The sequence below is a fragment of the Rhodococcus sp. MSC1_016 genome (assembly GCF_023667485.2).
GTDB classification, from domain to species: domain Bacteria; phylum Actinomycetota; class Actinomycetes; order Mycobacteriales; family Mycobacteriaceae; genus Rhodococcus_F; species Rhodococcus_F oxybenzonivorans.
In genome coordinates this window covers 5,956,149-5,976,912 of the sequence record NZ_JAMOZI020000001.1, presented here as the reverse complement: position 1 = coordinate 5,976,912, position 20,764 = coordinate 5,956,149, and the positions used below count along the sequence as shown (strand labels likewise).

Sequence of the window (20,764 nt, the reverse complement as noted above, 5' to 3'; positions counted from 1 at the left end):
GAACAGAGATGACCACGTCGAAAACGACGTATCGCGAAGCAATCAAGGCCGCACTCGCCCAGGAGATGGAGCGCGACGCGACTGTAGTGCAGATCGGTGAGGATCTGCGCGGTGGCCAGGCGGGCACCAACCCGGAACTCGAATCCGGGAAAGTCGAAGCGTTCGGTGGTGTGCTCGGTGTGACGAAAGGGTTGTGGACGGAATTCGGTTCCGAGCGTGTCATCGACACCCCGATCACCGAGTCCGCGATCATCGGTATGGCCGCGGGTGCCGCGCTCACCGGACTTCGCCCGGTCGCGGAATTGATGTTCATGGACTTCTTCGGAGTCTGCTACGACGCCCTCTACAACCAGGCCGCCAAATTCCGGTACATGTTCGGCGGCAAGGCACGCACCCCAATGGTGGTGCGCGGCATGATCGGTGCCGGATTCTCCGCAGCCGCCCAGCACTCGCAGTCCCCGTACAACGTGTTCGCCGCCGTCCCCGGCCTGAAGGTCGTCGCACCGTCCAACGCGTACGACGCGAAAGGTCTTCTCATCCAGTCGATCCGCGACGACGACCCCGTCGTGTTCTGCGAACACAAGACCCTGTACGACCTCAAGAGTGAGGTGCCCGACGCCCCGTACACGATCCCGTTCGGCGTCGCCAACTACACCCGTGAAGGCACGGACGTCACGGTCGTCGCGCTCTCGGCCATGGTCAATGCCGCCAATGCCGCCGCCGACAAACTCGCCACCGAAGGCATCTCCGTCGAGGTCGTCGACCCCCGCACCGTCTCACCGCTGGACGAGGAGGGCATCCTCGAATCGGTCGCTTCAACCGGCCGGGTGGTCATCGTCGACGAATCCGCGGCGCGATGCGGATTCGGGCACGACGTCGCCGCCCTGATCGCCACGCAGGCGTTCGGCTCGTTGAAGGCCCCCATCGAGTTGGTCACCCCGCCGCACACGCCGGTGCCGTTCTCTCCGGTGCTCGAGCAGGCGTGGCTGCCGAACGCCGCCCGTATCGAGGCAGCCATCCGCAAGGTCGTGAGTGCCTGACATGAGTGACATCAAACTGATCGAAGTTCCCAAATGGGGCCTGTCCATGGACGAGGGCACCGTGACGGAGTGGCTGATCGAGGAGGGAACCTCCTTCGCGAAGGGCGACCTGCTCTGCGAGATCGAGACCAGCAAGATCACCAACGAATTGGAGGCGCCGTTCGACGGCGTGCTGAGGCGGGTGGTCGCCAAGCCGGGTGAGACGTTGCCGGTCGGTGCGGTGCTGGCGGTATCGGCAGAGGCCGCCGTGTCCGATGCGGAGATCGAGAAAGTCCTGACCAGTATCGGGGCAGATCAGGTACCGGTGCCCACCGAGTCCGAGCGGTCCCCGGGCGGGCAGCCCACACCTGCCGAGCCGGATGTCAAGCGCACCCCGTCCGCACCCGCGGCACAGGAATCTGCGCCGGCTGCCGGCACGAACACCGGAGCAACTGCAGGCGGGACGACGACCGTTCCGCAGTCGCTGCGGGGTCGGACCGAGGATGACGTGTTCGCCACCCCGCACGCGCACAGGTTGGCAGACGAGCTGACGATAAACCTGGGACTCGTCGCAGGTAGTGGTCGAGAAGGCCGGATCTCCGTCCAGGACGTTCAGGACGCGATCCGTGCGGCGGGCGGCACCGTCGCGCAAGCACCCACTCCGGCGCGTTCGGGTGTGCCCGGCCGCTCCACCCAGGACGACAGCACGATCGACGCCACACCGGTGGCTCGGCGCCTGGCGAGAACCCTCGGCATCAATCTGCATGATTGCCGGGCAACCGGATCCCGCGGCCGGGTCTGTGAAGCGGACATCCGGGAAGCCGAGCGGAAGTTCCGGTTGCTGCCGGACCCGGTAATCACACCCCTCGCCGGCGAGGACACCGCGCAGGTTGCACCCGGATACGAGACGATTCCGTTCACCGCGATGCGCAAGGCGATCGGTCGGCGACTGCAGGAGTCGAAGCGCAACGCCCCGCACTTCCGGCTCACCGCCGACCTGCAGATCGACAACCTCCTTGCACTGCGCACACAGATCAACGCGACCGTTCCCGCGGTCAAGTTGTCGGTCAACGACTTCGTCGTCAAAGCGTGCGCGGCGGCGCTGCGCAAGGTGCCCGATGTCAACGTGCAGTTCGACGAAGCGGCGCAGTCGGTGCTGCGGTACGCGAGCGCGGATATCTCGGTGGCCGTCGCCCTCCCGTCGGGCCTGATCACGCCGATCGTCCGGGGCGCAGAGAGTAAGACTCTCGCGGAAATCTCCGGAGAAGTGCACTCTTTGGTGACGAAGGCCAAGGCCGGGAAGCTGAGCCCCGACGAGTTCCAGGGCGGAACGTTCACCGTCTCCAACCTCGGGATGTTCGGTGTGCGTGAATTCGACGCGATCATCAACCCTCCGCAGGGCGCCATTCTCGCGGTCGGTGCCGGACACCAGCGCCCGGTCGTCGTCGACGGTCAGATAGTGACCCGCACAATGCTCACCGTCACCCTGTCCTGCGACCACCGGGTGATCGACGGCGCTCTCGGCGCTACGTTCCTGCAGGAGCTGCAGCGCTTTGTCGAGTCGCCGGCATTGATGCTGGTCTAGGGAGCAACGATGACTGACAAATACGACGTCCTGGTAATCGGTAGCGGTCCCGGCGGCTACGTCGCCGCCATCCGCGCCGCTCAACACGGACTCCGCACCGCGGTGATCGAACGGGACCGGCTCGGCGGCATCTGCCTCAACTGGGGGTGCATTCCCACCAAGGCCCTGCTTCACGGCGCCGACGTCGCACACGCCCTGGCGAACCTGCGTCCGCTCGGATTCACCGCTAGCGGAATCGAATTCGATATCACGCAGCTCGTCGAGTTCAGCCGTGGGGTGTCGGGCCGGTTGTCCGATGGCATCGGCTACCTGATGAAGAAGAACGGCGTCGACGTGATCACCGGCACCGCCAAGCTAATCGACAAGGGCGTCGTCGGCGTCAGGTCCGGGAAGGACGAGTCGGTGCCGGCCACCGAGTACCGGGCCGATCACATCATTCTGGCGACCGGTGCGCGTCCGCGGTCGATTCCCGGAGTGACCCCCGACGGCGAACGGGTCTGGACCTACTTCGATGCCCTCGTCCCGACGGAACTCCCGAAGTCGTTGCTGGTCATCGGATCCGGTGCCATCGGTGTCGAGTTCGCGAGCCTCTACCGGGACCTCGGCAGCGAGGTGACCATTGTCGAAGTGGCACCGCAGATCATGCCCGTCGAGGACGCCGCCGTCGCCGCACACGTGCGACGGCAGTTCGAGAAGCGAGGTATCACGATTCGCACCGGCGCCTCGGTGTCCGACCTGACGGTCGGGACGGATTCGGTCGCAGTAACTGTGACGTCGACAGACGGCACGGTGGAAGAAGTTACCGTCGACCGGGTTCTCGTCGCCGCCGGAATCCAGGGGAACGTCGAAGACCTCGGGCTCGAGGACATCGGAGTCGAGGTGGACCGGAGCTTCGTCACCACCGACCAGTGGTGCCGCACCACCGCTTTCGGGGTCTACGCGATCGGTGATGTCGCGGGCGGTCCGTGTCTCGCGCACAAGGCCAGCCACGAAGGTGTGCTGTGTGTCGACAAGCTGGCGGGTGCCGAGCACGTGATCCCGTTGGACAAGGACTACGTGCCGGGCTGCACGTACGCGCGGCCGCAGGTGGCCAGCCTCGGGCTCACCGAGGACCAGGCGCGCGGCACCGGTCGTCGTTTGCAAATCGGGCAGTTCGATCTGCAGGCGTCCGGTAAGGCGCTCGCAATCGGCGAGGCCGACGGGTTCGTCAAGACGATCTTCGACGCCGACAGCGGCGAGCTCATCGGCGCGCACATGGTCGGTCCTGATGTCACCGAACAGATCCAGGGCTTCGGCATCGCCCGATCGCTGGAGGCCACCGGTGACGACCTTGCGGAAGTGATCTTCGCGCACCCGACGCTGTCCGAGGCCATGCACGAATCGGTACTGGCTGCGCTGGGTCGCCCGATCAACATGTAGCAACCCCCGCCGAACCGCGGTTGCCCGCGGTTCGGCGGGAACCACCACCCAGGAATCGACACGTGACTGCCACACCACGAACATCGACCGACGCCGCTCAGGCCCCGCCCGGCCGCAAACTCCTGCGACTGGAGATCCGAAATGCGGAGACCCCGATCGAACGCAAGCCGAGCTGGATCAAGACGAGAGCGAAGATGGGCCCGGAATACTCCGAGCTCAAAAGCCTCGTCAAGCGCGAGGGCCTGCACACCGTCTGCGAAGAAGCCGGTTGCCCCAACATCTACGAATGCTGGGAAGACCGCGAGGCCACCTTCCTCATCGGCGGGCAGCAGTGCACCCGGCGCTGCGACTTCTGCCAGATCGACACCGGCAAACCCGACGACCTCGACCGTGACGAACCCCGCCGCGTCGCCGAGTCCGTCCAGGCCATGGGCCTGCGCTACTCGACCATCACCGGTGTCGCACGCGACGACCTCCCCGACGGCGGCGCCTGGCTCTACGCCGAAACGGTGCGGCTGATCCACCAGCTCAACCCCGGCACCGGCGTCGAACTGCTGATCCCGGATTTCAATGCAAAACCCGAGCAACTCGCCGAGGTGTTCTCCACCCGCCCCGAGGTCCTCGCCCACAACGTCGAGACCGTGCCCCGCATCTTCAAGCGCATCCGCCCGGCGTTCCGCTACCAGCGCAGCCTCGACGTGATCACCGCCGCCCGCGAGGACGGACTCGTCACCAAGTCCAACCTGATTCTGGGAATGGGTGAAACCCCCGACGAGGTCACTCAGGCGTTGCACGACCTGCACGACGCCGGCTGCGACATCATCACCATCACCCAGTACCTGCGTCCCTCGCCGCGGCATCACCCCGTCGAGCGGTGGGTCAAGCCCGAGGAATTCGTGGCGCACTCCACCACCGCCGAAGAGATCGGCTTCGCCGGCGTGATGGCCGGACCACTGGTCCGCTCCTCCTACCGGGCCGGCCGACTCTACGCGCAGGCGATGGCCCACCACCGCCGCGAAATTGCGGACCGACTCCTTCATCTCGCAGCCAACCACACCACCCGTCAGGAGCCTCACCCATGAGTAACCGTTCCATCATCGAAGACTCGCGGATCCTCGAGTTCGCCCGCCGCTGGCTGCCTTACGGGGGTGGGAACACCGGTGATCTCCTCGTCGAATTCGGTATGACACCCGCCGGCTACATCGCCAGGCTCGGAGAAATTCTCGACGGTCCCGCCGGCTGGCACCTCGACCCCCAACTTCGCGCGGACCTACGCAGCTTCGTCGACACACGTATCCAGGCCGTGCGCACCACAGCTCAGCCGAACATCCGAACCTGAACATTATCTGCGAACCGATACGGCTGAGCAATCAATATCGGGCCCAGGCTTTTTCGGAGACGAGAGATCTCGGCGCGGACGGCGACGACGTGGTCACGGTCGCCGAACAGCGCCTCGCTCATCGCGGCGGCGTCAGTACCGCCGGGCCCTGCGTCCGCGAGGACACGCAGAATCTGAGCGTGTCTCGGTGACAAGGCCCGGGTCCAGTTCACATCTCCGCGCACCGTCGCGCGGGGTGACGCACCGAGGTCGAGCTCGAGGTCGATGTCTGCCCGATCCTCTCGGCGACGTACCAACCACCCCGCCCCGAGCGGCTCCGGCACGCACCATCCCAGACCCGGCACGAGTAGGGGCTTTTCGGCGCACGGAGGCGCCAACCGTTCAGGTACAGCGATTCCGCCGGCTTCCACAACCCAGCCGTGCCGGTCCACGACGAGTGCGGGTCCACCGGCGGCGGCGAGCACCGGCGCCGCTTGCGCACGGAGCTTGTCGAGTTGGACTGTGTGCTCCCGCCACAACGTCGACTCGGCCAAGCGCACCGCAGTCCGCACGAGCGCCATGGTGGCCGGATGGACCGACATCGCCGACCCGCTGATATCGACCACGCCGAGCACCTCGCCCGTCCGCGGATCGCGGACCGGCGACCCGGTACACGACCAACCGGAGTGCGACCGCGCATAGTGCTCGGCCGAAAATAGTTGCACCGGAGCCCCTTCAACCAGTGCGGTGCCGACGGAATTGGTACCGACCAAGTCCTCGGACCAGCGTGCACCCTCCATGAAGCCGAGCGCATCAGCGGCCTTGCGCACGACGCGGGAACCGTCTCGCCACAGCACCACCCCATCGGTGTCTGCGATCACCACGATGAACTTCGCATCGTCGGCCACCTCGGTCAACGTGCTGCGGAGCTCCGGAAGAACCGAACGGAGGGCAGTTCGGGTACGGCGAGATTCGAGTTCGGAGCAGTCCGCGAATACGACATCTTCACACCGGGCGGGGCTGACACCCTCGGCCTGAAGTCGCGACCACGACCGGGCGACGACCTCACGCGGAGGCATGGGCGGCTTCTGCCCGGACAGTACCGCGTCGTGCACCTCGCTCAACACTTGTGCGTGCCGGGAGAGATTCACACCCGAACCGACAGCCAGGAGCCGTTCAGGCGTCGAACTGGTTGCACTCACGACACCGAGCTTACCGTCGTGTTGTGAGCCGGGACACGGGCGGTCGGAGCTCACGTCAATGTCACGATTCGGGGAGGCCATTCCTTGAAAGCGGCGTCGCACCCGCCGATTCCGGTTCGGTGAGGATCGCCTCGTCGGCGCTCACCCTGCCTCCCCGGCGATACGTTCGAGCAGCGGGCGGGTTCGGTAGGGAATGGCGTCGCGCATCGCGACCGACACCGTCGTACGTTCGATTCCAGGGACAGCCAGAATGAGGCCGGCTACCCGGTACAGATCGTCGGCATCGACGGCGACTACGCCGATGTGGAGGTCCGCAGCCCCGGAGATGCCGACGACCTCGATGACCTCGGCTATGTCTCTGAGGTGGTCGATGACCTCCTCGAGACGATGCTGATCGACCACCGCAGTGACAAAGGCCTGCAAGGGATAGCCGAGATCCCGGGGCGCCACGCACCGGTCGACCGGCGCCAATACTTTCTGCTCGTCCCACCGAGACATCCGCGCCTGCACAGTATTACGCGCCATGCCCAACAGAGACGCCAACTGCACGCCGGTCGCGCGAGGGACGTCGCAGAGCGCAAGGAGCAGGCGGGCGTCGGTCCGATCGAGTCTCGTCATGTAGCGGAGTATGCCACCAGGCGACTCAACCATGCTGCGCATACTGCTTGATTTTTGTCAGCAATCTTGCGCAAACAGCTCATCGCACCACGGTGGTGCACCGACACAACGGCACTGAATCCCACCGTTGCCGCCACGGCTCGGGCCGTGATGGCACCGACCACAGCGACGCGACCTGTTTCTGCCGACGCTGATCGGCGACCATTGGTGGTGCCGCGGTCGGGCAGAGGTGAGCAAACCTCGGCCACTCAGCCGGTCGCCGGGCCCGGCCGCGCGAATGCGCGTCTCTTACGGTGTCCGAGGACCTCGCGCGGGACTCGACTGCGAGCGCGGGTGCGACGAACAGCGGGATCACCGTCCCGGATGGGTACAGATGCCACGACAGCGTCTTCGCCACCGCTGATGCTCCGTGCCGGTTCTCCGTCCGGGTCTTGCCTGGTCCCGGTGTCCCGATCGTGGTGGATCGCAACGGGCCATGTCAGTTCCGGGCCTCCCGTAGCCAAGAAATCAACACTGAATTACACTGTTAGTGAGCGTTAGGGGATTATTTGTGGCTGTCGCAGACGATCGTCAGGCCCGCGTTGCCGCAGAGCAGTACGCCGCTGGCGCGCTGTCGTTCGAGGACGCCTTGACCCGCACCATCGGACACCCGATCGACAGAGCAACGGTCGCCACGGCTCTTGGCTACCTCGCGTCCCTGGGTGCCCTGCAACCGCAAGGCGCGCTCTCGCGTCACGACGCCGACCTACTCGACGAAGCCGGCTTCACCGACGACGGCGAACGAGCCAGCTTCTCCGTCGCACTGGGACGGGCACAGACCATGAGCGACCTCCGTCGCACCGCGCTCACCGCCGCCGAGGTCGCCGACCTGCTGAAGGTGAAGGCGCCCCGGGTCCGCCAACTCACCTCGATCGAACACAAACTCTGGGCCCTCGACGACGTCGATCGACGAGGACGCCTATACCCGAAGGTGCAATTTACCGACACCGGGATGGTGCCGTACCTAGACCAGATCCTGCCCCAACTCCCCGCCGATCTGCACCCCCTCACCGTCAACGCGGTGCTGACCCTGCCCCGCGTTGACCTCACCGTCGACGGTCACCCCGCATCGGTCGTCGAGTTCCTCACCTCCGCCGCGGCAGAGCACGACCTGCCTAACGTCCTCGAGGTCGTCGAACGCGCGACGAGCCTCGGCTAGTGGCCACGACCACCCCACCCTCGATCGCGGACATACGCGATCAGGGGATACGCGACGACGAACTGGTCACCATCGCGGCCACCACCCGCCGTCTCTGGCGTCTCCACCCCACCCACGGCGCGCACGTGTTGCCGTGGCACGGTTTCCGCACACACGGGCCACTGCTGCGCTTCGACCATCACCCACGGCCGCGAGCCGACCACCCCAAGTACGGAATCTGGTACGGAGCCAGTAGCCCGCGCGGCGCCCTCGCCGAGGTCTTCCAGGAAACCCGAGTGATCGACCGATTCCATGGCACCCCGTATCTCTCAGCACTGACCCTCGACCGCCCACTCACCCTGCTCGATCTCGGAGGGTTCTCCGGCGGCACCTGGCCGACCCGGCTCGGATGCAATCACTCTCTCGACTCCGGCCCGCACTCCCAATCCCAGGCGTGGGCCAGGACGATCCACCGCGCCTACCCGAACCTCGACGGGATCGCGTACCGCGGCAGATTCGCCGGTGATCTGTGCGTGGCGCTGTTCGAGCGCGCCGCGGACGCCTTCCCCACCAACCCAGCGCTCTCACTGCCACTGTCCCACGTTGGACTCGCACGCCGTATCGACAGCGCGGCAGTGGAATTGGGATACCAAGTGGTCTGACGGTCGCGCACGGGGATCTCCAGCTACAGCTTGGCCCACTGTTCGGCGTCCGGGCTGGTGCCCAGGCGCACCATCGCAGACTTGTCGATGAGCCACGTGGAGCCACTCATGACCAGGCGCCGCGCATGACCTCGTCGTCGTTCAGGTCGGGGAAGTCCTGCGAGAACCGCATCAGGTCGGCGGTCGACACCGAGGTGGCGGTGCGACGCGCCTCCTGCTGCAGCTGACGGCGCAGGAATTCAGTTCGCGAGATCCCGAGACGGGCAGCGTGCTGGTCGAGCAGCGCCAGATCCTCGGCGGGAAAGTTGCGGATCAAAACGTCGGGCATGACAGCCTCCTCGATACCACGCGATATCTTCGCGGTCCTCGACGAGTGCGCAACCGCCAGCAATCAACCCCAGCTCCGCCAACGCCAGCGTGACACCGCGCACGAACAGTGACGATGCAACTCCTCGTCCGCGGGGATTGCACGATGCTCCAGCCCCCGTTGGACGCTTACAACGCGGCGGTCGACGTCACCCGTTCGGGTAGAACAGTGCACCGGGTGCCCGGCGCGAGCTGGGCTTGGTGAGGATGCGCTGGAGTACCGTGCGGCCGCCGATTGCGCTAGCCAACAGGCCCAGTAGCAGTGCCACGTTGGTCATACCGCCATCCTCTCCGGTGCGGTGTGATCACCCCGGAGTGGTCGGGGCTCGGAGCGTTCACCGGCGAACATCGCCTCGATACGCATCTTGATTTCCTCGGTACTGATCGACCCCGCCCGGCGGGATGAGCGTGCATGGGTCGTTGATCCTGAAACGGGAAGGCTCACGAATGTAGGTGTCCTGTCGATGCGATGTTGATGGTGGAAGAAATGTCAGATCATTACCGATGCGGCGGCGACGCAGGCAAGCGTCGCGACTGCTGCGACACCAGCCAGAAGCGCGGACCCGGTCACTACCACGGCGGGTGCCGCTGCTGCTGCCGCTGCCCCGAGCGCTATCGAAGCGCCCGAGCGCACCAGTGAGGTCGTCGACTCGTCAGGAAGCGGGGTGTTGTGGGTGGTGTGCACGCCGGGGTCCTTTCCGGATCGGGTCGACTGCAATGACGTGGAAGTAGACGTTTTCCGCGGTCACGGTTAAGTGTGCGCTGGATCACATTCGGTCATGGCGTTAGTTGTACATCATCAAAAAGACGAATGCCACTTGTGATCGCGCCCAACAGAGCCGAGCGCCCTCGACCGGCACAACTGGACATCGGTCAAGTTGCGTGGCCGGGCGTGACGATGCCGTGGTCAAATGCGTAGACGATGGCAGCGGCGCGGTCACGAAGATCGAGTTTGACGAAGATGTGCCCGATGTGGCTCTTCACGGTTACTCCCGAGATGCCCAGCGCGCGGCCGATCTCACTGTTGCTGTATCCCCGGCCGATGAGCGCGAGCACATCGAGTTCCCGCGCCGTCAGCTCGTCGACGCTGCGACCCGCGCCGTTGGGCGGCTGGGCGGCGGTGCGATAGGTGGTCAGCACCCGGCCGGTCACCGCCGGATCGAGGCAGGATCCTCCCTCCGCGACCGTTCGTACGGCACGAATCAATTCCTCGGCGGGTGAATCTTTGAGAAGGAAACCGGCGGCGCCTGCGCGCAGTGAGCCGGACAGCAGTTCGTCGTCGTCGAAGGTGGTGAGAACCAATACCGGCGGGGGTCGATCACCGGCCTGGAGCTCACGGGTGGCCGTAATCCCGTCTACGCCCTTCATGCGTAGGTCCATCAACACGACGTCGGGTGCGTGGCGAGCCACGGCGTCGGGCACTTCCGAGCCGTCGGCGCATTCGGCAACGATGACGAAACCATCCTTGCGTCGCAGGATCCGCCGGAGCCCCGAGCGCACCAATTCTTGGTCGTCGACGAGCAACACCTTGATCTCGGGGGCGGTCACGACTGCTCCGGGGTACGACGCCGGAGCGACAGCGGGCAGGAGTCGGTGGGGAGGGGAATCTCGGCGCGCACCGACCACCCCTGATCATCCGGGCCGGCCTGCAACGTGCCACCGAGGAGTTCGGCGCGCTCGCGCATTCCACGCACCCCCGAACCACTCGAGTCCATGGGTAACGCTGCGGGAGCAGCGGTCGGATTGCGCACCACCAGCGTGATCGACTCCGGCGCGATCGAAAGTGTCACCTCGGCGCCGGCGCCCGGCGCATGTTTGATGATGTTGGCCAGGGACTCCTGCGATATCCGATAGAGACCGAGACCGGTCGCGCTGCTCACCGCGCCCGGGTCCCCTCGCATCTCGAGAGAAACCTCGAGTCCTGCGCGGCGGAAGTCGTCGATCAGATTCGGGATGTCACCGATGGCGGGTTCGGGCCGGGTTCCGGCCGGTTTCACCTCGAGCAGCCCGACCGTGCGCCGGATGTCTGCCATTGCCTGACGGCCCAGCCGCTCGGCGTCGGCGAGGGCCTCCACCGCGTCGTCGACGTCGCGATCCTCTTCGAGGGCGCGGCGGGCCCCGGTGAGATGGAGCATGGTGATACTCAACGAGTGGGCCACCACGTCGTGGATTTCCCGGGCGATGCGTTGGCGTTCGCGAGTGGCGGCCTGCTCGGTCTGGATGACATGGGATGCGCGCTCCTGGTGAAGGAGGCGGAGCTGGGTCTGCAGCAGGTGTCCGATGATCCACCCCACCGCGACACCGGCGATGTACCAGGGCACGTCACCCAGCCGGTCGGCGAAGGCGAATCCGGACAGCACCGCGACGGCACCCGCCGCGGTGGCAAGGCTGACGGCGAGCTTCGCCGTCGCCGCGACTTCGCCGACCATGAACACGAGAATGAACGGGGCTACGTCGAACTGACCGATCACCTGTTGCACCAACAGCAGAGCCGTCGCTGCGGTGACCACGACCGCCAGGAGAGGCCGCGGAATCATGGATCCAGGTCTCACCAGATCTCCTGCCAAGGATGTTCCCGCGGCCACCAGCGCGACCGGCAACGCCCATCCGGGGGGCACAAACGCATCTCGCTGCGCGACGGCGACACCGGCCACGGCAACGATGGCGACATGCCCGAAGATCGGGACACCGGGCGGGTAGTCGTACTCACTCATCGTCATGCGGCGGCGGAAGTACTCCATGACCTGCACCTCACCAGCGTAGCCGGGTGAGGTTCCCCGGAACATCGTTCCGAGAGCGGAGCCGTTTCTCCGCCCGTAGTAGGAGAAGTAATCGCGACCCTGGCACGGCGAAATCGCCTCCACATCCCCGTAGCGTTTCCCGCATCACAAGATTCGACGGAGGTGGCGAAATGTCCTGGAGGAATTTCCACGAACGGCGGGCGGTGCTGGAGGATGTGCTGTCGGTAGCACAGTTCGACGTGCACGCAGCCCTGGAGGCCAGCGAAAGTCCAGACGCGCTACGGCTTTTCGGGTGCGCGGACAACCTCCTCCTTGCATTGCAGCATCGATGGAGCAATCACCTCGCCGCGAAACTCGACCAGGCTCTCGAGGACGGCACTCCGCTGGAGGACGAGTGGTTCCACTTGGCCGCCGAACAACCGGCGCTTCGCGCGCTCCTCGACGCGGGTGCCGCCGTGTCCCCGTCACTGCGTTTCGCTCAACGAGGCGAACAGCGGATGATCGACGCCCACTCGACGGGCCGTCTCGCCGGTCCGGCCACAACTCGACACCGGGTGCCTGCGCCCTGCTAGCCATCACTTGGATTTCATCGGTCGTCGCAACACCCGACAGTTCTGGGTGGGGATGGAATTCGAGATACGGAAGCAACAGGGTCCCTCGCGTGGCGAGACCCTGCCTCAGGAACGGCGCACATCCGCCCTACACATGGAGTCGGCCCGGTACCTCGGCACTACCGCACGTATCCGTATCGCCGACCGGCTTCGGGAAGGGTGATCGGTAAGGACGGACGATCCCAGATGGGGACCCTGGTCGAGCGGGCCAGCCGCTTCGTGATGCTCCTGCACCTCCCCGGCGGGCGGTCTCCGGATGTCGCCCGGGAGGCGCTCAACGCCATGATGCAGGGGCTCCCGCGGCAGCTTGCCGATCAATGACCTGGGATCAGGGCCCGCCACCACGAATTCACCGCCGCCACTGGCATATCCGCGTACTTTTGTGAGCCGCACTCGCACTGGCAGCGAGGAACCACCGAGAACACTATGGGCTTCTGCGGCAGAACTTTCCCAAGGCCACGGATGGATCCGTCCGGACCCGTGCCCACCTCGACGAGATGGCCGCCGAGCTTAACGATCGGCCCCGGAGCATCCTTGGATGGGGCACCCCGGCGGAACGACTCGCCACTGTGGGCGGACCAGGCCACGGCATCGTCCGACGGCTTACTGAACGGACTTCGCGGGCGATCGGGTAGCGACGGGAACACCACTTGTCGGTAGTCGGAACCGGACGTTCGACGACGTTCGGTGCGGAGTATGCGCCGCGGCGAACGCGCGTCCAGGAGGTTCTCTGACGGCGTCCCGTTCAGCGCCCCGGGATGACGATTCGTCACCGGACGCGGCTACCGGATCGGCGCTGGTCAGCGAGTTCCGGTCAACGGTCGGCTTTCGGGACATGCCGGTGCGGGTTCGGCTATCGGTCTCAGTCATCGAGGCCGTTAGGCCCCACGACCTCATCGGACCACTCGAACAACGAATCCGGAAGCCACTCGATAACCTGAACTGCCCGGAGTTCTCCGGACAGGCGCCCATTGACCGATCCAATACGAAGAACCAGCCCGGTCTTGTCGTCTATGACGAACTCCAATCGATCACCCGGTGCGTTTCGTGCTCCCAGTGTCAGCTGGTCGGCGACGAACGACCACCCACTGCGTCCGTCAACCTCTGCAGCGATTGCGGAAGCCGACGGGGCAAGAACGCCGGACCTCGACAGAAGTGAGTTGGGGCCGAAGAACCACAGCGGATTGACGGGCTGCAGCACCGTGAATTGCCTCGCTGTGGGCTCCTGCCTTTGCATCGTGCCCTTTTTCAGCGCGAACGCAAGGTCACCGGTGCGGACGTACACAGGTTGCTCCGACACTTCAACGCGCCAACGATCCTGCGGACCATGCCAAACGGCGAAAGCGCCAGTCTGTTCGTCGTCCTCGCGAACACGGAACGAGTAGTCAATCGAGCATGATACGAACAGGTCGTGACTCGCCTCATGACGGTTCGCCAAATCGGCCCATGTTAGAACACCGTCGCTCACGTTCAACCACGTTACGGTCGACGGCCCGCGACGCGAGACCTAATCCGGTCAGCGATGGTCGAGGGAGTGCCAATGACTTCCTCTGCCCTTGCTTCCTGTTACCCGTTCCAGCGCACCGGCCCGCTTACTCTCGCGGTGGCATCTTCTGAGATGTCGATCTCTGATTCCGGTTCTTCTTGCTGTGACTCAGGAGTCCACAGTCCATCCGAAGCTCTGCGTTGGAAAAGTTGCTTTGTCCCCGCCTCGTTGGCAGGCCACATCACAATCCAGAACTTCTCAGTCGGTACCTCCACGACAAGGTCCCAAGCAACTGCACGGCCGCTCACGTGTCCTCGGATACCGAGTTTCCCTGACGGGGGTACCTCGATCTGCTCGAACTCGTCTTGCACCTTCCCCGCATTGGTGATGATTCGAAGTGGCGTCGTGACAGCGAGGACCGCCTCGTCAACGTTGTCCCACTCTGATGAATCGCTCCACTGTGGCGGTGCCTGCACAAGGTCGATCCCAACCGTCACTGGTCCGCACGCAATCCCGGTATGAAAAGTCGCAAACCCAGCCCCGGTGTCGAACACGCTACCGATTTCCCGTACCGCGGTGGTATCGGTCTCTGGAGACGAAAGGGTGAACTGGTGATAGTCAGCTTCAACGTTGAACCACTGTGTCATGTGTCCAGTCAAACATCACTGCTGGAAGCACTGATGACGATTCCGGGACCGGTCAGCGATCGCCTGGCGCGACGTTCCGCAGGTGTTCGGTCCCTGGCAGACGATCTGGACCTGGCATCGGCGGCTCGCCGCTGACGGCACCTGGGATCGGGTGCTTGAACGGCTTCTGGCCGCGGCCGACGCCTCCGGAATGATCGACTGGGCGGTGTCGGTGGACTCGACCATCGCTCGCGCCCATCAGCACGCAACGAACGTCACCCGCCACACAGGGGGTTGGATCGAATTACACGAATCCGCACCTCGAGCCGCCTGACCACGCGGTAGGCCGCTCCCGCGGTGGCCTGTCGACCAAGATCCATCAGCTCGTCGACGGTCACGGGTTACCGCTGGTCGTGCTGGTGGCGCCGGGGCAGTCGGGCGATTCAGCAGCTTTTCCCTACCTGCTCGCACACCTGCAGGTCGTCGGGGTTCGTGTCCGGAGCCAGTCGTTCGAGAATTCAGGTGTGGTCCCGGTGAACGTTTCCACTGCAATCGGTACGAAGTCCCGGCGGAGGATGTCACGGGCGCCGGGTGAGAGCGTGTTCGCCACGTGTGTCCAGTGCAAGCCGGTGAAGCCGGGACGGGCCGAGAATCTCTTGGCGCCGGCAGCCAACTCCGGAGGAAGTACTGGAGCGGGGGTCACCGCGGCGGCCCGTCCTCTCGCTTTGTTTCCGGTGGTCACAGGTCGACGGTGAGGTCGGCTGACGTTGCGCGGTCGGTGCAGATCAGCATGGTGTCGGCGTTGTCGAGGAATGCCGATCGTCCTCGGCGGTCGACGTCGCCGGAGAGGACCCGTACTCGGCAGGTGCCGCAGAATCCTTGCTGGCACGAGTACGGCACGTCGGGCAGTGCGTCGCGCACGGCGGCGAGGGCAGTCCGGTCTGCTGCGACATGAACGGTTTGTGCGGTGCGGGCCAGGTGAATCTCGAAAGGCTCTCCGCCGGTGACAGGTTCGGGGCTGAACCTCTCGAAATGCAGACCGACTGCACCTGTGCGATCGAACTCGGTCCGGATCCCCGGGAGAAGTCCGGGCGGTCCGCAGAAGTAGACGGAGGCGCGGGGGCCGGCGTGCGCCAACAGTTCTGCCGGCGTGGGGCGAGTGCCTCCGGTGAGGATCCTTACCCGGTCCTGACCAGCATCGAGTTCGGTGATCTCGTCGAGGAACGCCATGGTCGCGGGGCTACGGCCGAGATAGGTCAGGTGCCAGTCGACACCTACTGCGGCTGCGGCGCGCACCATCGGCAGGATCGGGGTGATGCCGATCCCGGCGGCGATGAACACCACCCGGGAGATGTCGGCCCGGGCCAGGTGCGGGTACGCGAACGGGAAGGCGTTGCGGGGGCCCCGCGCGATGACCGGCGTCCCAATGGGCAGGCGGTCGTGGATTTCGATCGACGCGCCGCCGCCATCGGATATCCGGCGGACCGCGATCCGGTAGCTTCCCCTGTCGGCGGGATCGCCGCACAGCGAGTACTGCCGGACCTTCCCCGAAGGCAGCGTCAGGTCGAGGTGCGCACCCGGGTGCCACGGCGGCACGGCGGACCCATCCGCAGGTGTCAGACGCAGGCTCAGTACTCCGTCGGCCTCGACGCGGCTCTCTGCCACAACGAGATTCAAGTCCCGATCCACAGGTGCGGGTTCGATGATGCGTACTCGGCTGGCGACGGCAGCGTATCCGCGAACCGCGAGACGGAAACCCGACATCAGCCGATCGGGTCTATCCGGCCTGCGCAGCGACGGCGGGACAGGTTCTAAGAAGTGGGCAGTCATGAACAGGCTCCAGTGCGAGGGCGGACTTTAGGCCGCGGCGCGCGCGGCAGGAGAGGAAGCGAGGTAGGCGACCGCTTGGCTGGTCGAACCGTACCGGGACGGGTGATAGCCGGGCCGGAAGTACTCGACGAACATCCTGGCCAGGCTCCACGGGCTCGGCATCAGACCCTTGCGCCACGTCCGCCGAACATCCCGGAAGCGGATCCGCCGATCCTTCTCGGTGAGTTCGGGATCGACGGACATCAGGTACCGGATGCCGCGGATCCACAGGATCGCGAGGGTGGGCGCGGCGATCAGCCACGTGCGGACCCGGCGCAGGTAGCCGCCGTCGAGGTGGGTGAAAAGGTCGAACGCTACATGGCGATGTTCGACCTCCTCGGCCAGGTGCCATCGGAACAGGTCGAGGACGCGGGGGCTGAGGGCGTCGTCCCAGGCGCAGGCATTGAGTCCCCAGTCCCCGAGATAGGAGGTGAAGTGTTCCAGGGCCGCCACGATCGCGACCCGTTCGAGGAGCCAGGAACGGGCTTTGCGACCCGCGAGGTCACGATCACCGAGCAAACGGCGAAAGAACCACCGAACCTGAGTGACGTACGGATCTGTATCGAGCCCTTCGGAATTCAGGTACACGAGCAGTGATTGGTGTGAGGAGGAATGGGTGGCTTCCTGGCCGATGAACCCGATCACGTCCTCACGTACCGCGTCGTCCTTGATCAGCGGCAGTGCCTGCTGGAAGACGTCGACGAAGAACACCTCGCCCTCGGGGAGGAGCATGTTCATGCCGTTGGCGTAGTGAGTGGCGAACGGGTTGGAGTCGAAATAGTGCATCGGCAGCCCCGTCCAGTCCCAGGACACGTCGCGGGCCGCGAGGGAGACCTTGTCGGTATCGGTGTTCATGCTCATCGTGCTTCTCCGATCTGGTTGCTGTGCGACCGCTCGTCCTCGTCGATGAAAGCGCGAACCCGATCGGCGATCGCCGACGGATTGAACGCCGGGACCCAGTGCCCGCCGTCGACGAAATGAACCTGCGAGTTAGCTGCCCAGCGGCTGATGTCGACTTGACTTGCGGGGGTGATGAAGATGTCCCGGCGAGGAGCCAGAATCTGTACCGGCACCTCCGTGCTGCGCTTGTGCGGGCGCAGCAGGCGCGGGAGCAAGTTCGCGGTGTAGACCCTCAGTCCCCCGTGATTCTCGCGGGCCCGGTGCGACGGAGCATCTGCAGGGCGGGAGCCGGTTTCGAAATACGCGGCAAGAGCGATCGTGCCGTCGACCAACCCCAGCCGACATGCAAGCGGGGCGATCCAGGGGATCTGGAAGAACCCCATGTACAGTGGCGACTTCCATTGCCCCAGAATGTCTTTCCAGCCCTTGGGACCAGCGGCAAGCCGGGAGCGGATCCAGTAGGGCACGTGATCGAGACAGGGACCGGACACCGAGGTCAGTGACGCGACGCGATGGCGTTGCACCGGATCGGTGGCGACGTGCCATGCCTGGACCGAACCCCAGTCGTGGCCGAGAAGGTGCACCGGCCGACTTGGAGATACCGTGTCGATAACCCTGCCGATGTCGTCTGCAAGCTGGTCGAGGCGGTAGTCCCGGATTCGCCGGGGCCGGTCGGACCGGCCCGATCCTCGCACGTCGAACGTCACCACGTGGAAGGTCGTGTCGAGCTCGTCCGCCACGCCGTTCCACACCCGGTGGTCATCGGGAAACCCGTGCACACACAGCACCGTTGGCGCGTCAGGGTTGCCTCGCTCGTGCACGGCCACCCGCGCACCGTCCGAGGCCTCCACGAAAGTCGTGGCCACCCGCCCCTCACCTGCGAGCGGAGCGATCCTTGCGACAGCAGGATTTCCTCGGCCGTGGGGTCCGACCGACTTATGGGTTTTGGATCGCGCCATGCGAGATTCCTTCGTTGAAGAGGCGGCGAATGAACACGAATCCGATCGACGACTCAATATCTGTTAATCGAAGTAACGTGTGTCGAGAACCATAGTAGACTGACCGTGCTACCGCAAGGATTGTTCGCTCAACTCAGGAATGGGAACCATGACTCCAGGTCCGCGTGAACGGCTCATCGCCGGCACGATCGCACTGGTGCGCGAGCGCGGAGTCGCCGGCACCGGGATCACTGAACTGCTGGCGCGTAGCGGCACCGCGCGGCGTTCGATCTACCAAAACTTTCCCCGTGGGAAAGAGCAGCTCATCGAGGAATCGACCCGGGTGGCCGGCCGGTTGATGAGTTCGCGGATCGCCGAATTCACTATGTCGGGCGACCCAGCCGATGGCCTAGTTGCTTTCATTCAGATGTGGAAGGACGCGCTGCAGGCCAGCGATTTCACTGCCGGATGCCCGATTGTCGCAGCGGCTCTGTGTGGGCCCGAGGTACCGGCGGCGCCCGCCGTGGCAGCCGAAGTTTTCGGCGACTGGGAGAGCCTGCTCTCCGAGCAGCTAGAGCGTGTCGGCGTTGACGGGCCGGTCGCCCGGTCGCTGGCCACCACCGCAGTGTGCGCGGTCGAAGGTGCCGTCATCGTGGCCCTCTCGTCACGGTCCGTCCAACCACTCGATCGAACCGGAACACATCTCGCCGAACTGATCCGGCTCCACCTCACCTAACATGTCGACCCCGCGCCCGCTGTGATCGCTTCTGCCCTCGATGTTCGCTAAGTCCGGATGGTGCGCGCCCGTCGCGGTGAGTGCCGCTGTGATGGTGTGAACGGTTGTCACGGTCTGCCTGTCGTCAGCGGTGCGTGGTGCAATCAGCGGCCGGTGAAGACGGCGTCGCGGCGTTCGATGAACGATTGGATGCCTTCGGCTCCGTCGGCGGTCCCGAACAGGCGGGCGACGTCGGGTCCGAGTTGGGTGATCGCGGCGTCGTCGCCGAGGCGGCGGGCGCGGTGGGTGCTGGCCAGGACGGTGCTCACGCCGAGAGGTGCGGCCTTGTCGGCGATGGTGTGCGCGATCTGGCGTGCCCGGTCGACGGGGTCGTCGGCGATCTCTTGGATGAGGCCGATGCGGTGGGCCTCGGTGGCGTCGAATTCGTCGCCGGTGAGCATCCAGCGCATGGCGTTGCCCCAGCCGGTTTCGCGGGGGAAGCGCAGGGTGGCGCCGCCGAACGGGTAGATGCCGCGGCGGACCTCGAGTTGGCTGAATCGGGCGCCGGTGGCGGCGACGCGGATGTCGGCGGCGAGCAGTAGTTCGATGCCCAGGGTCATCACCCAGCCGTGCGCGGCGGCGACGATCGGCGTCGTCCAGTCGCCGTCCAGTCGCCAGGGGTCGCGTCCGTCGGCGGGGTATGGGGTCTCACCGGCCGCGATGGCGGGGGCAACGTCGACGAGGTCGAGCCCGCCGGTGAAGTGCTCGCCGTGGGCGAACAGGACGCCGCAGCGTAGTTCGGGGTCGGATTCGAGCAGGGCATACGCACGGGACAGGTCGCCGAGCATGGCGCGGTCGAACGCATTGCGTTTGTCGGGCCGGTTCAAACCGATCAGCAGGACGTGTCCCTCGCGTTCGAGGGTGATCGTGTCGGGATGCGCGGTGTCGGTCATCGGATTCCTTGCCGTTCGTTCGGTGAGGTTGTGGGTGACGGTGATGCGGACAGAGATCAGCGCTCTGCCGTGCCGGAAGATGCGGCGACAGCGGGAGGCGACGCGAAGCCGTATGCGTGGGCGTCGACATCGTTTGTCGGGCTCCCACGGCGCGTCCGGTACGCCGGGCGCTCCCGATCTGCGATTCCGTTAGGGAACCGCTTTTCCGCTCAACTCATCCGCTGGATGATGCATGTCGTGGTGCCGTGCGCGACCAGTTTTCCTCGCTCGTCTACGACTCGGCCCTCTGCTGTCGCGGTTTGTCTGCCCACGTGAATTGTGGTGCCTGTGGCCGTGAGGCGCTGCCCGTCGGTAGCGATCGAGCGGATGTAGTTCACGTTCAGCTCCAGGGTTCCGTCACGGTCATCCCGAGTAGCCGGCCGATGCTGGGGACCTGGTCGCGCGGCAGCGTACTCATCGCGCGCAGCAGTTCCAGGCCGGTCATCTCCGCTGGGTTCTTCGTCGCGTTGTTTTCCTGAGCGGTCGTCATGGCTTCCTTCCGGTTGCGTGATCGCAATTC

General features: G+C 65.4%; 24 protein-coding genes and 2 pseudogenes. 11 read left to right on the top strand and 15 right to left on the bottom strand.

Annotation, left to right across the window (positions count from 1 at the left end; translation table 11 throughout):
• Positions 1-8: 8 nt before the first annotated feature.
• The 5 genes from L1080_RS27990 (at position 9) to L1080_RS27970 (ending at position 5,362) form a co-directional block, all read left to right on the top strand.
• On the top strand, positions 9-1,040 hold the full coding sequence (locus tag L1080_RS27990; RefSeq protein WP_159922996.1) for an alpha-ketoacid dehydrogenase subunit beta: 1,032 nt from the start codon (positions 9-11) through the stop codon (positions 1,038-1,040).
• A gap of 1 nt (position 1,041) precedes the next feature.
• Positions 1,042-2,604, top strand: coding sequence for a 2-oxo acid dehydrogenase subunit E2 (locus L1080_RS27985; protein WP_250767011.1), 1,563 nt, complete (start codon positions 1,042-1,044; stop codon positions 2,602-2,604).
• Between the two features lie 9 nt (positions 2,605-2,613).
• Positions 2,614-4,023, top strand: a complete 1,410-nt coding sequence (gene lpdA, locus L1080_RS27980) for a dihydrolipoyl dehydrogenase (protein WP_250767007.1) — start codon at positions 2,614-2,616, stop codon at positions 4,021-4,023.
• A gap of 62 nt (positions 4,024-4,085) precedes the next feature.
• Entirely contained in the window at positions 4,086-5,105 is a 1,020-nt protein-coding gene (gene lipA / locus L1080_RS27975) for a lipoyl synthase (RefSeq protein WP_250767004.1), read from the top strand.
• On the top strand, positions 5,102-5,362 hold the full coding sequence (locus tag L1080_RS27970; RefSeq protein WP_109334512.1) for a DUF3263 domain-containing protein: 261 nt from the start codon (positions 5,102-5,104) through the stop codon (positions 5,360-5,362). The genes lipA and L1080_RS27970 overlap by 4 nt, the downstream gene beginning before the upstream one ends.
• On the opposite strand, the gene L1080_RS27965 is transcribed toward L1080_RS27970, so the two are convergent.
• On the bottom strand, positions 5,341-6,456 hold the full coding sequence (locus L1080_RS27965) for a GAF domain-containing protein (protein WP_374433005.1): 1,116 nt from the start codon (positions 6,454-6,456) through the stop codon (positions 5,341-5,343). The genes L1080_RS27970 and L1080_RS27965 overlap by 22 nt on opposite strands.
• Positions 6,457-6,684: 228 nt before the next feature.
• A complete protein-coding gene (locus tag L1080_RS27960) occupies positions 6,685-7,161 on the bottom strand; it encodes an Lrp/AsnC family transcriptional regulator (protein ID WP_250766997.1) in 477 nt (158 codons plus the stop codon).
• 550 nt (positions 7,162-7,711) lie between these two features.
• Between L1080_RS27960 and L1080_RS27955 the strand changes: the two genes are divergently transcribed.
• Together L1080_RS27955 and L1080_RS27950 are read left to right on the top strand one after the other, a co-directional pair.
• A complete protein-coding gene (locus tag L1080_RS27955) occupies positions 7,712-8,359 on the top strand; it encodes a hypothetical protein (protein ID WP_159922984.1) in 648 nt (215 codons plus the stop codon).
• Positions 8,359-9,000 carry an RES family NAD+ phosphorylase gene (locus tag L1080_RS27950; protein ID WP_250766994.1) on the top strand — a complete coding sequence of 214 codons (642 nt, stop codon included), beginning with the start codon at positions 8,359-8,361 and terminating at the stop codon, positions 8,998-9,000. Before L1080_RS27955 ends, L1080_RS27950 begins: the two co-directional genes overlap by 1 nt.
• Before the next feature lie 106 nt (positions 9,001-9,106).
• Here L1080_RS27950 and vapB read toward each other — a convergent pair whose 3' ends face one another.
• The 5 genes from vapB to L1080_RS27925 form a co-directional block, all read right to left on the bottom strand.
• Complete coding sequence (gene vapB / locus L1080_RS27945; RefSeq protein ID WP_159922982.1) at positions 9,107-9,328, bottom strand: type II toxin-antitoxin system VapB family antitoxin; 222 nt, start codon at positions 9,326-9,328, stop codon at positions 9,107-9,109.
• Positions 9,329-9,515: 187 nt separating this feature from the next.
• The gene (locus tag L1080_RS27940; protein ID WP_268962516.1) at positions 9,516-9,644 is read right to left on the bottom strand and encodes a hypothetical protein; all 129 of its coding nucleotides are present in this window, start codon (positions 9,642-9,644) and stop codon (positions 9,516-9,518) included.
• A 212-nt stretch (positions 9,645-9,856) separates the two neighbouring features.
• Positions 9,857-10,051, bottom strand: coding sequence for a hypothetical protein (locus tag L1080_RS27935; protein WP_159922980.1), 195 nt, complete (start codon positions 10,049-10,051; stop codon positions 9,857-9,859).
• A gap of 188 nt (positions 10,052-10,239) precedes the next feature.
• Positions 10,240-10,914 (bottom strand): response regulator transcription factor, encoded by a 675-nt coding sequence (locus L1080_RS27930; RefSeq protein ID WP_236603180.1) that lies wholly within the window; start codon positions 10,912-10,914, stop codon positions 10,240-10,242.
• A complete protein-coding gene (locus L1080_RS27925) occupies positions 10,911-12,107 on the bottom strand; it encodes a sensor histidine kinase (RefSeq protein WP_250766991.1) in 1,197 nt (398 codons plus the stop codon). The genes L1080_RS27930 and L1080_RS27925 overlap by 4 nt, the downstream gene beginning before the upstream one ends.
• A 170-nt stretch (positions 12,108-12,277) precedes the next feature.
• Between L1080_RS27925 and L1080_RS27920 the strand changes: the two genes are divergently transcribed.
• Together L1080_RS27920 and L1080_RS27915 are read left to right on the top strand one after the other, a co-directional pair.
• Positions 12,278-12,679 carry a hypothetical protein gene (locus tag L1080_RS27920; RefSeq protein WP_250766988.1) on the top strand — a complete coding sequence of 134 codons (402 nt, stop codon included), beginning with the start codon at positions 12,278-12,280 and terminating at the stop codon, positions 12,677-12,679.
• A 198-nt stretch (positions 12,680-12,877) separates the two neighbouring features.
• Positions 12,878-13,039, top strand: coding sequence for a hypothetical protein (locus L1080_RS27915; protein WP_250766985.1), 162 nt, complete (start codon positions 12,878-12,880; stop codon positions 13,037-13,039).
• Positions 13,040-13,580: 541 nt separating this feature from the next.
• Here L1080_RS27915 and L1080_RS27910 read toward each other — a convergent pair.
• Both L1080_RS27910 and L1080_RS27905 read right to left on the bottom strand, forming a co-directional pair.
• Positions 13,581-14,186 (bottom strand): hypothetical protein, encoded by a 606-nt coding sequence (locus tag L1080_RS27910; protein ID WP_250766982.1) that lies wholly within the window; start codon positions 14,184-14,186, stop codon positions 13,581-13,583.
• Between the two features lie 98 nt (positions 14,187-14,284).
• Positions 14,285-14,851: a hypothetical protein gene (locus tag L1080_RS27905; RefSeq protein ID WP_250766979.1), complete on the bottom strand. Its 567-nt coding sequence runs from the start codon at positions 14,849-14,851 to the stop codon at positions 14,285-14,287.
• Between the two features lie 52 nt (positions 14,852-14,903).
• Between L1080_RS27905 and L1080_RS27900 the strand changes: the two are divergent.
• Positions 14,904-15,164, top strand: a pseudogene (locus L1080_RS27900) (transposase); the annotation flags it as partial.
• 404 nt (positions 15,165-15,568) lie between these two features.
• Here the strand turns inward: L1080_RS27900 and L1080_RS27895 are convergent.
• The 3 genes from L1080_RS27895 to L1080_RS27885 are packed head-to-tail and all read right to left on the bottom strand — an operon-like array spanning position 15,569 to position 18,558.
• The gene (locus L1080_RS27895) at positions 15,569-16,660 is read right to left on the bottom strand and encodes a PDR/VanB family oxidoreductase (RefSeq protein ID WP_250766973.1); all 1,092 of its coding nucleotides are present in this window, start codon (positions 16,658-16,660) and stop codon (positions 15,569-15,571) included.
• Between the two features lie 27 nt (positions 16,661-16,687).
• Entirely contained in the window at positions 16,688-17,560 is an 873-nt protein-coding gene (locus L1080_RS27890; RefSeq protein WP_250766970.1) for a metal-dependent hydrolase, read from the bottom strand.
• Positions 17,557-18,558, bottom strand: coding sequence for an alpha/beta fold hydrolase (locus tag L1080_RS27885; protein ID WP_250766968.1), 1,002 nt, complete (start codon positions 18,556-18,558; stop codon positions 17,557-17,559). The genes L1080_RS27890 and L1080_RS27885 overlap by 4 nt, the downstream gene beginning before the upstream one ends.
• A 148-nt stretch (positions 18,559-18,706) precedes the next feature.
• Here L1080_RS27885 and L1080_RS27880 point away from each other — a divergent pair, with 148 nt between their 5' ends.
• A complete protein-coding gene (locus L1080_RS27880; RefSeq protein WP_043788426.1) occupies positions 18,707-19,273 on the top strand; it encodes a TetR/AcrR family transcriptional regulator in 567 nt (188 codons plus the stop codon).
• A 143-nt stretch (positions 19,274-19,416) separates the two neighbouring features.
• On the opposite strand, the gene L1080_RS27875 is transcribed toward L1080_RS27880, so the two are convergent.
• From L1080_RS27875 to L1080_RS27865, 3 genes and pseudogenes are all read right to left on the bottom strand, one after another.
• Positions 19,417-20,205 carry a crotonase/enoyl-CoA hydratase family protein gene (locus L1080_RS27875; protein ID WP_250766966.1) on the bottom strand — a complete coding sequence of 263 codons (789 nt, stop codon included), beginning with the start codon at positions 20,203-20,205 and terminating at the stop codon, positions 19,417-19,419.
• Between the two features lie 209 nt (positions 20,206-20,414).
• Positions 20,415-20,600 (bottom strand): annotated as a pseudogene (locus L1080_RS27870) (PaaI family thioesterase); the annotation flags it as partial.
• Entirely contained in the window at positions 20,585-20,734 is a 150-nt protein-coding gene (locus L1080_RS27865; protein ID WP_374432835.1) for a hypothetical protein, read from the bottom strand. The gene L1080_RS27865 and the pseudogene L1080_RS27870, both read right to left, overlap by 16 nt.
• Between the last annotated feature and the right edge of the window lie 30 nt (positions 20,735-20,764).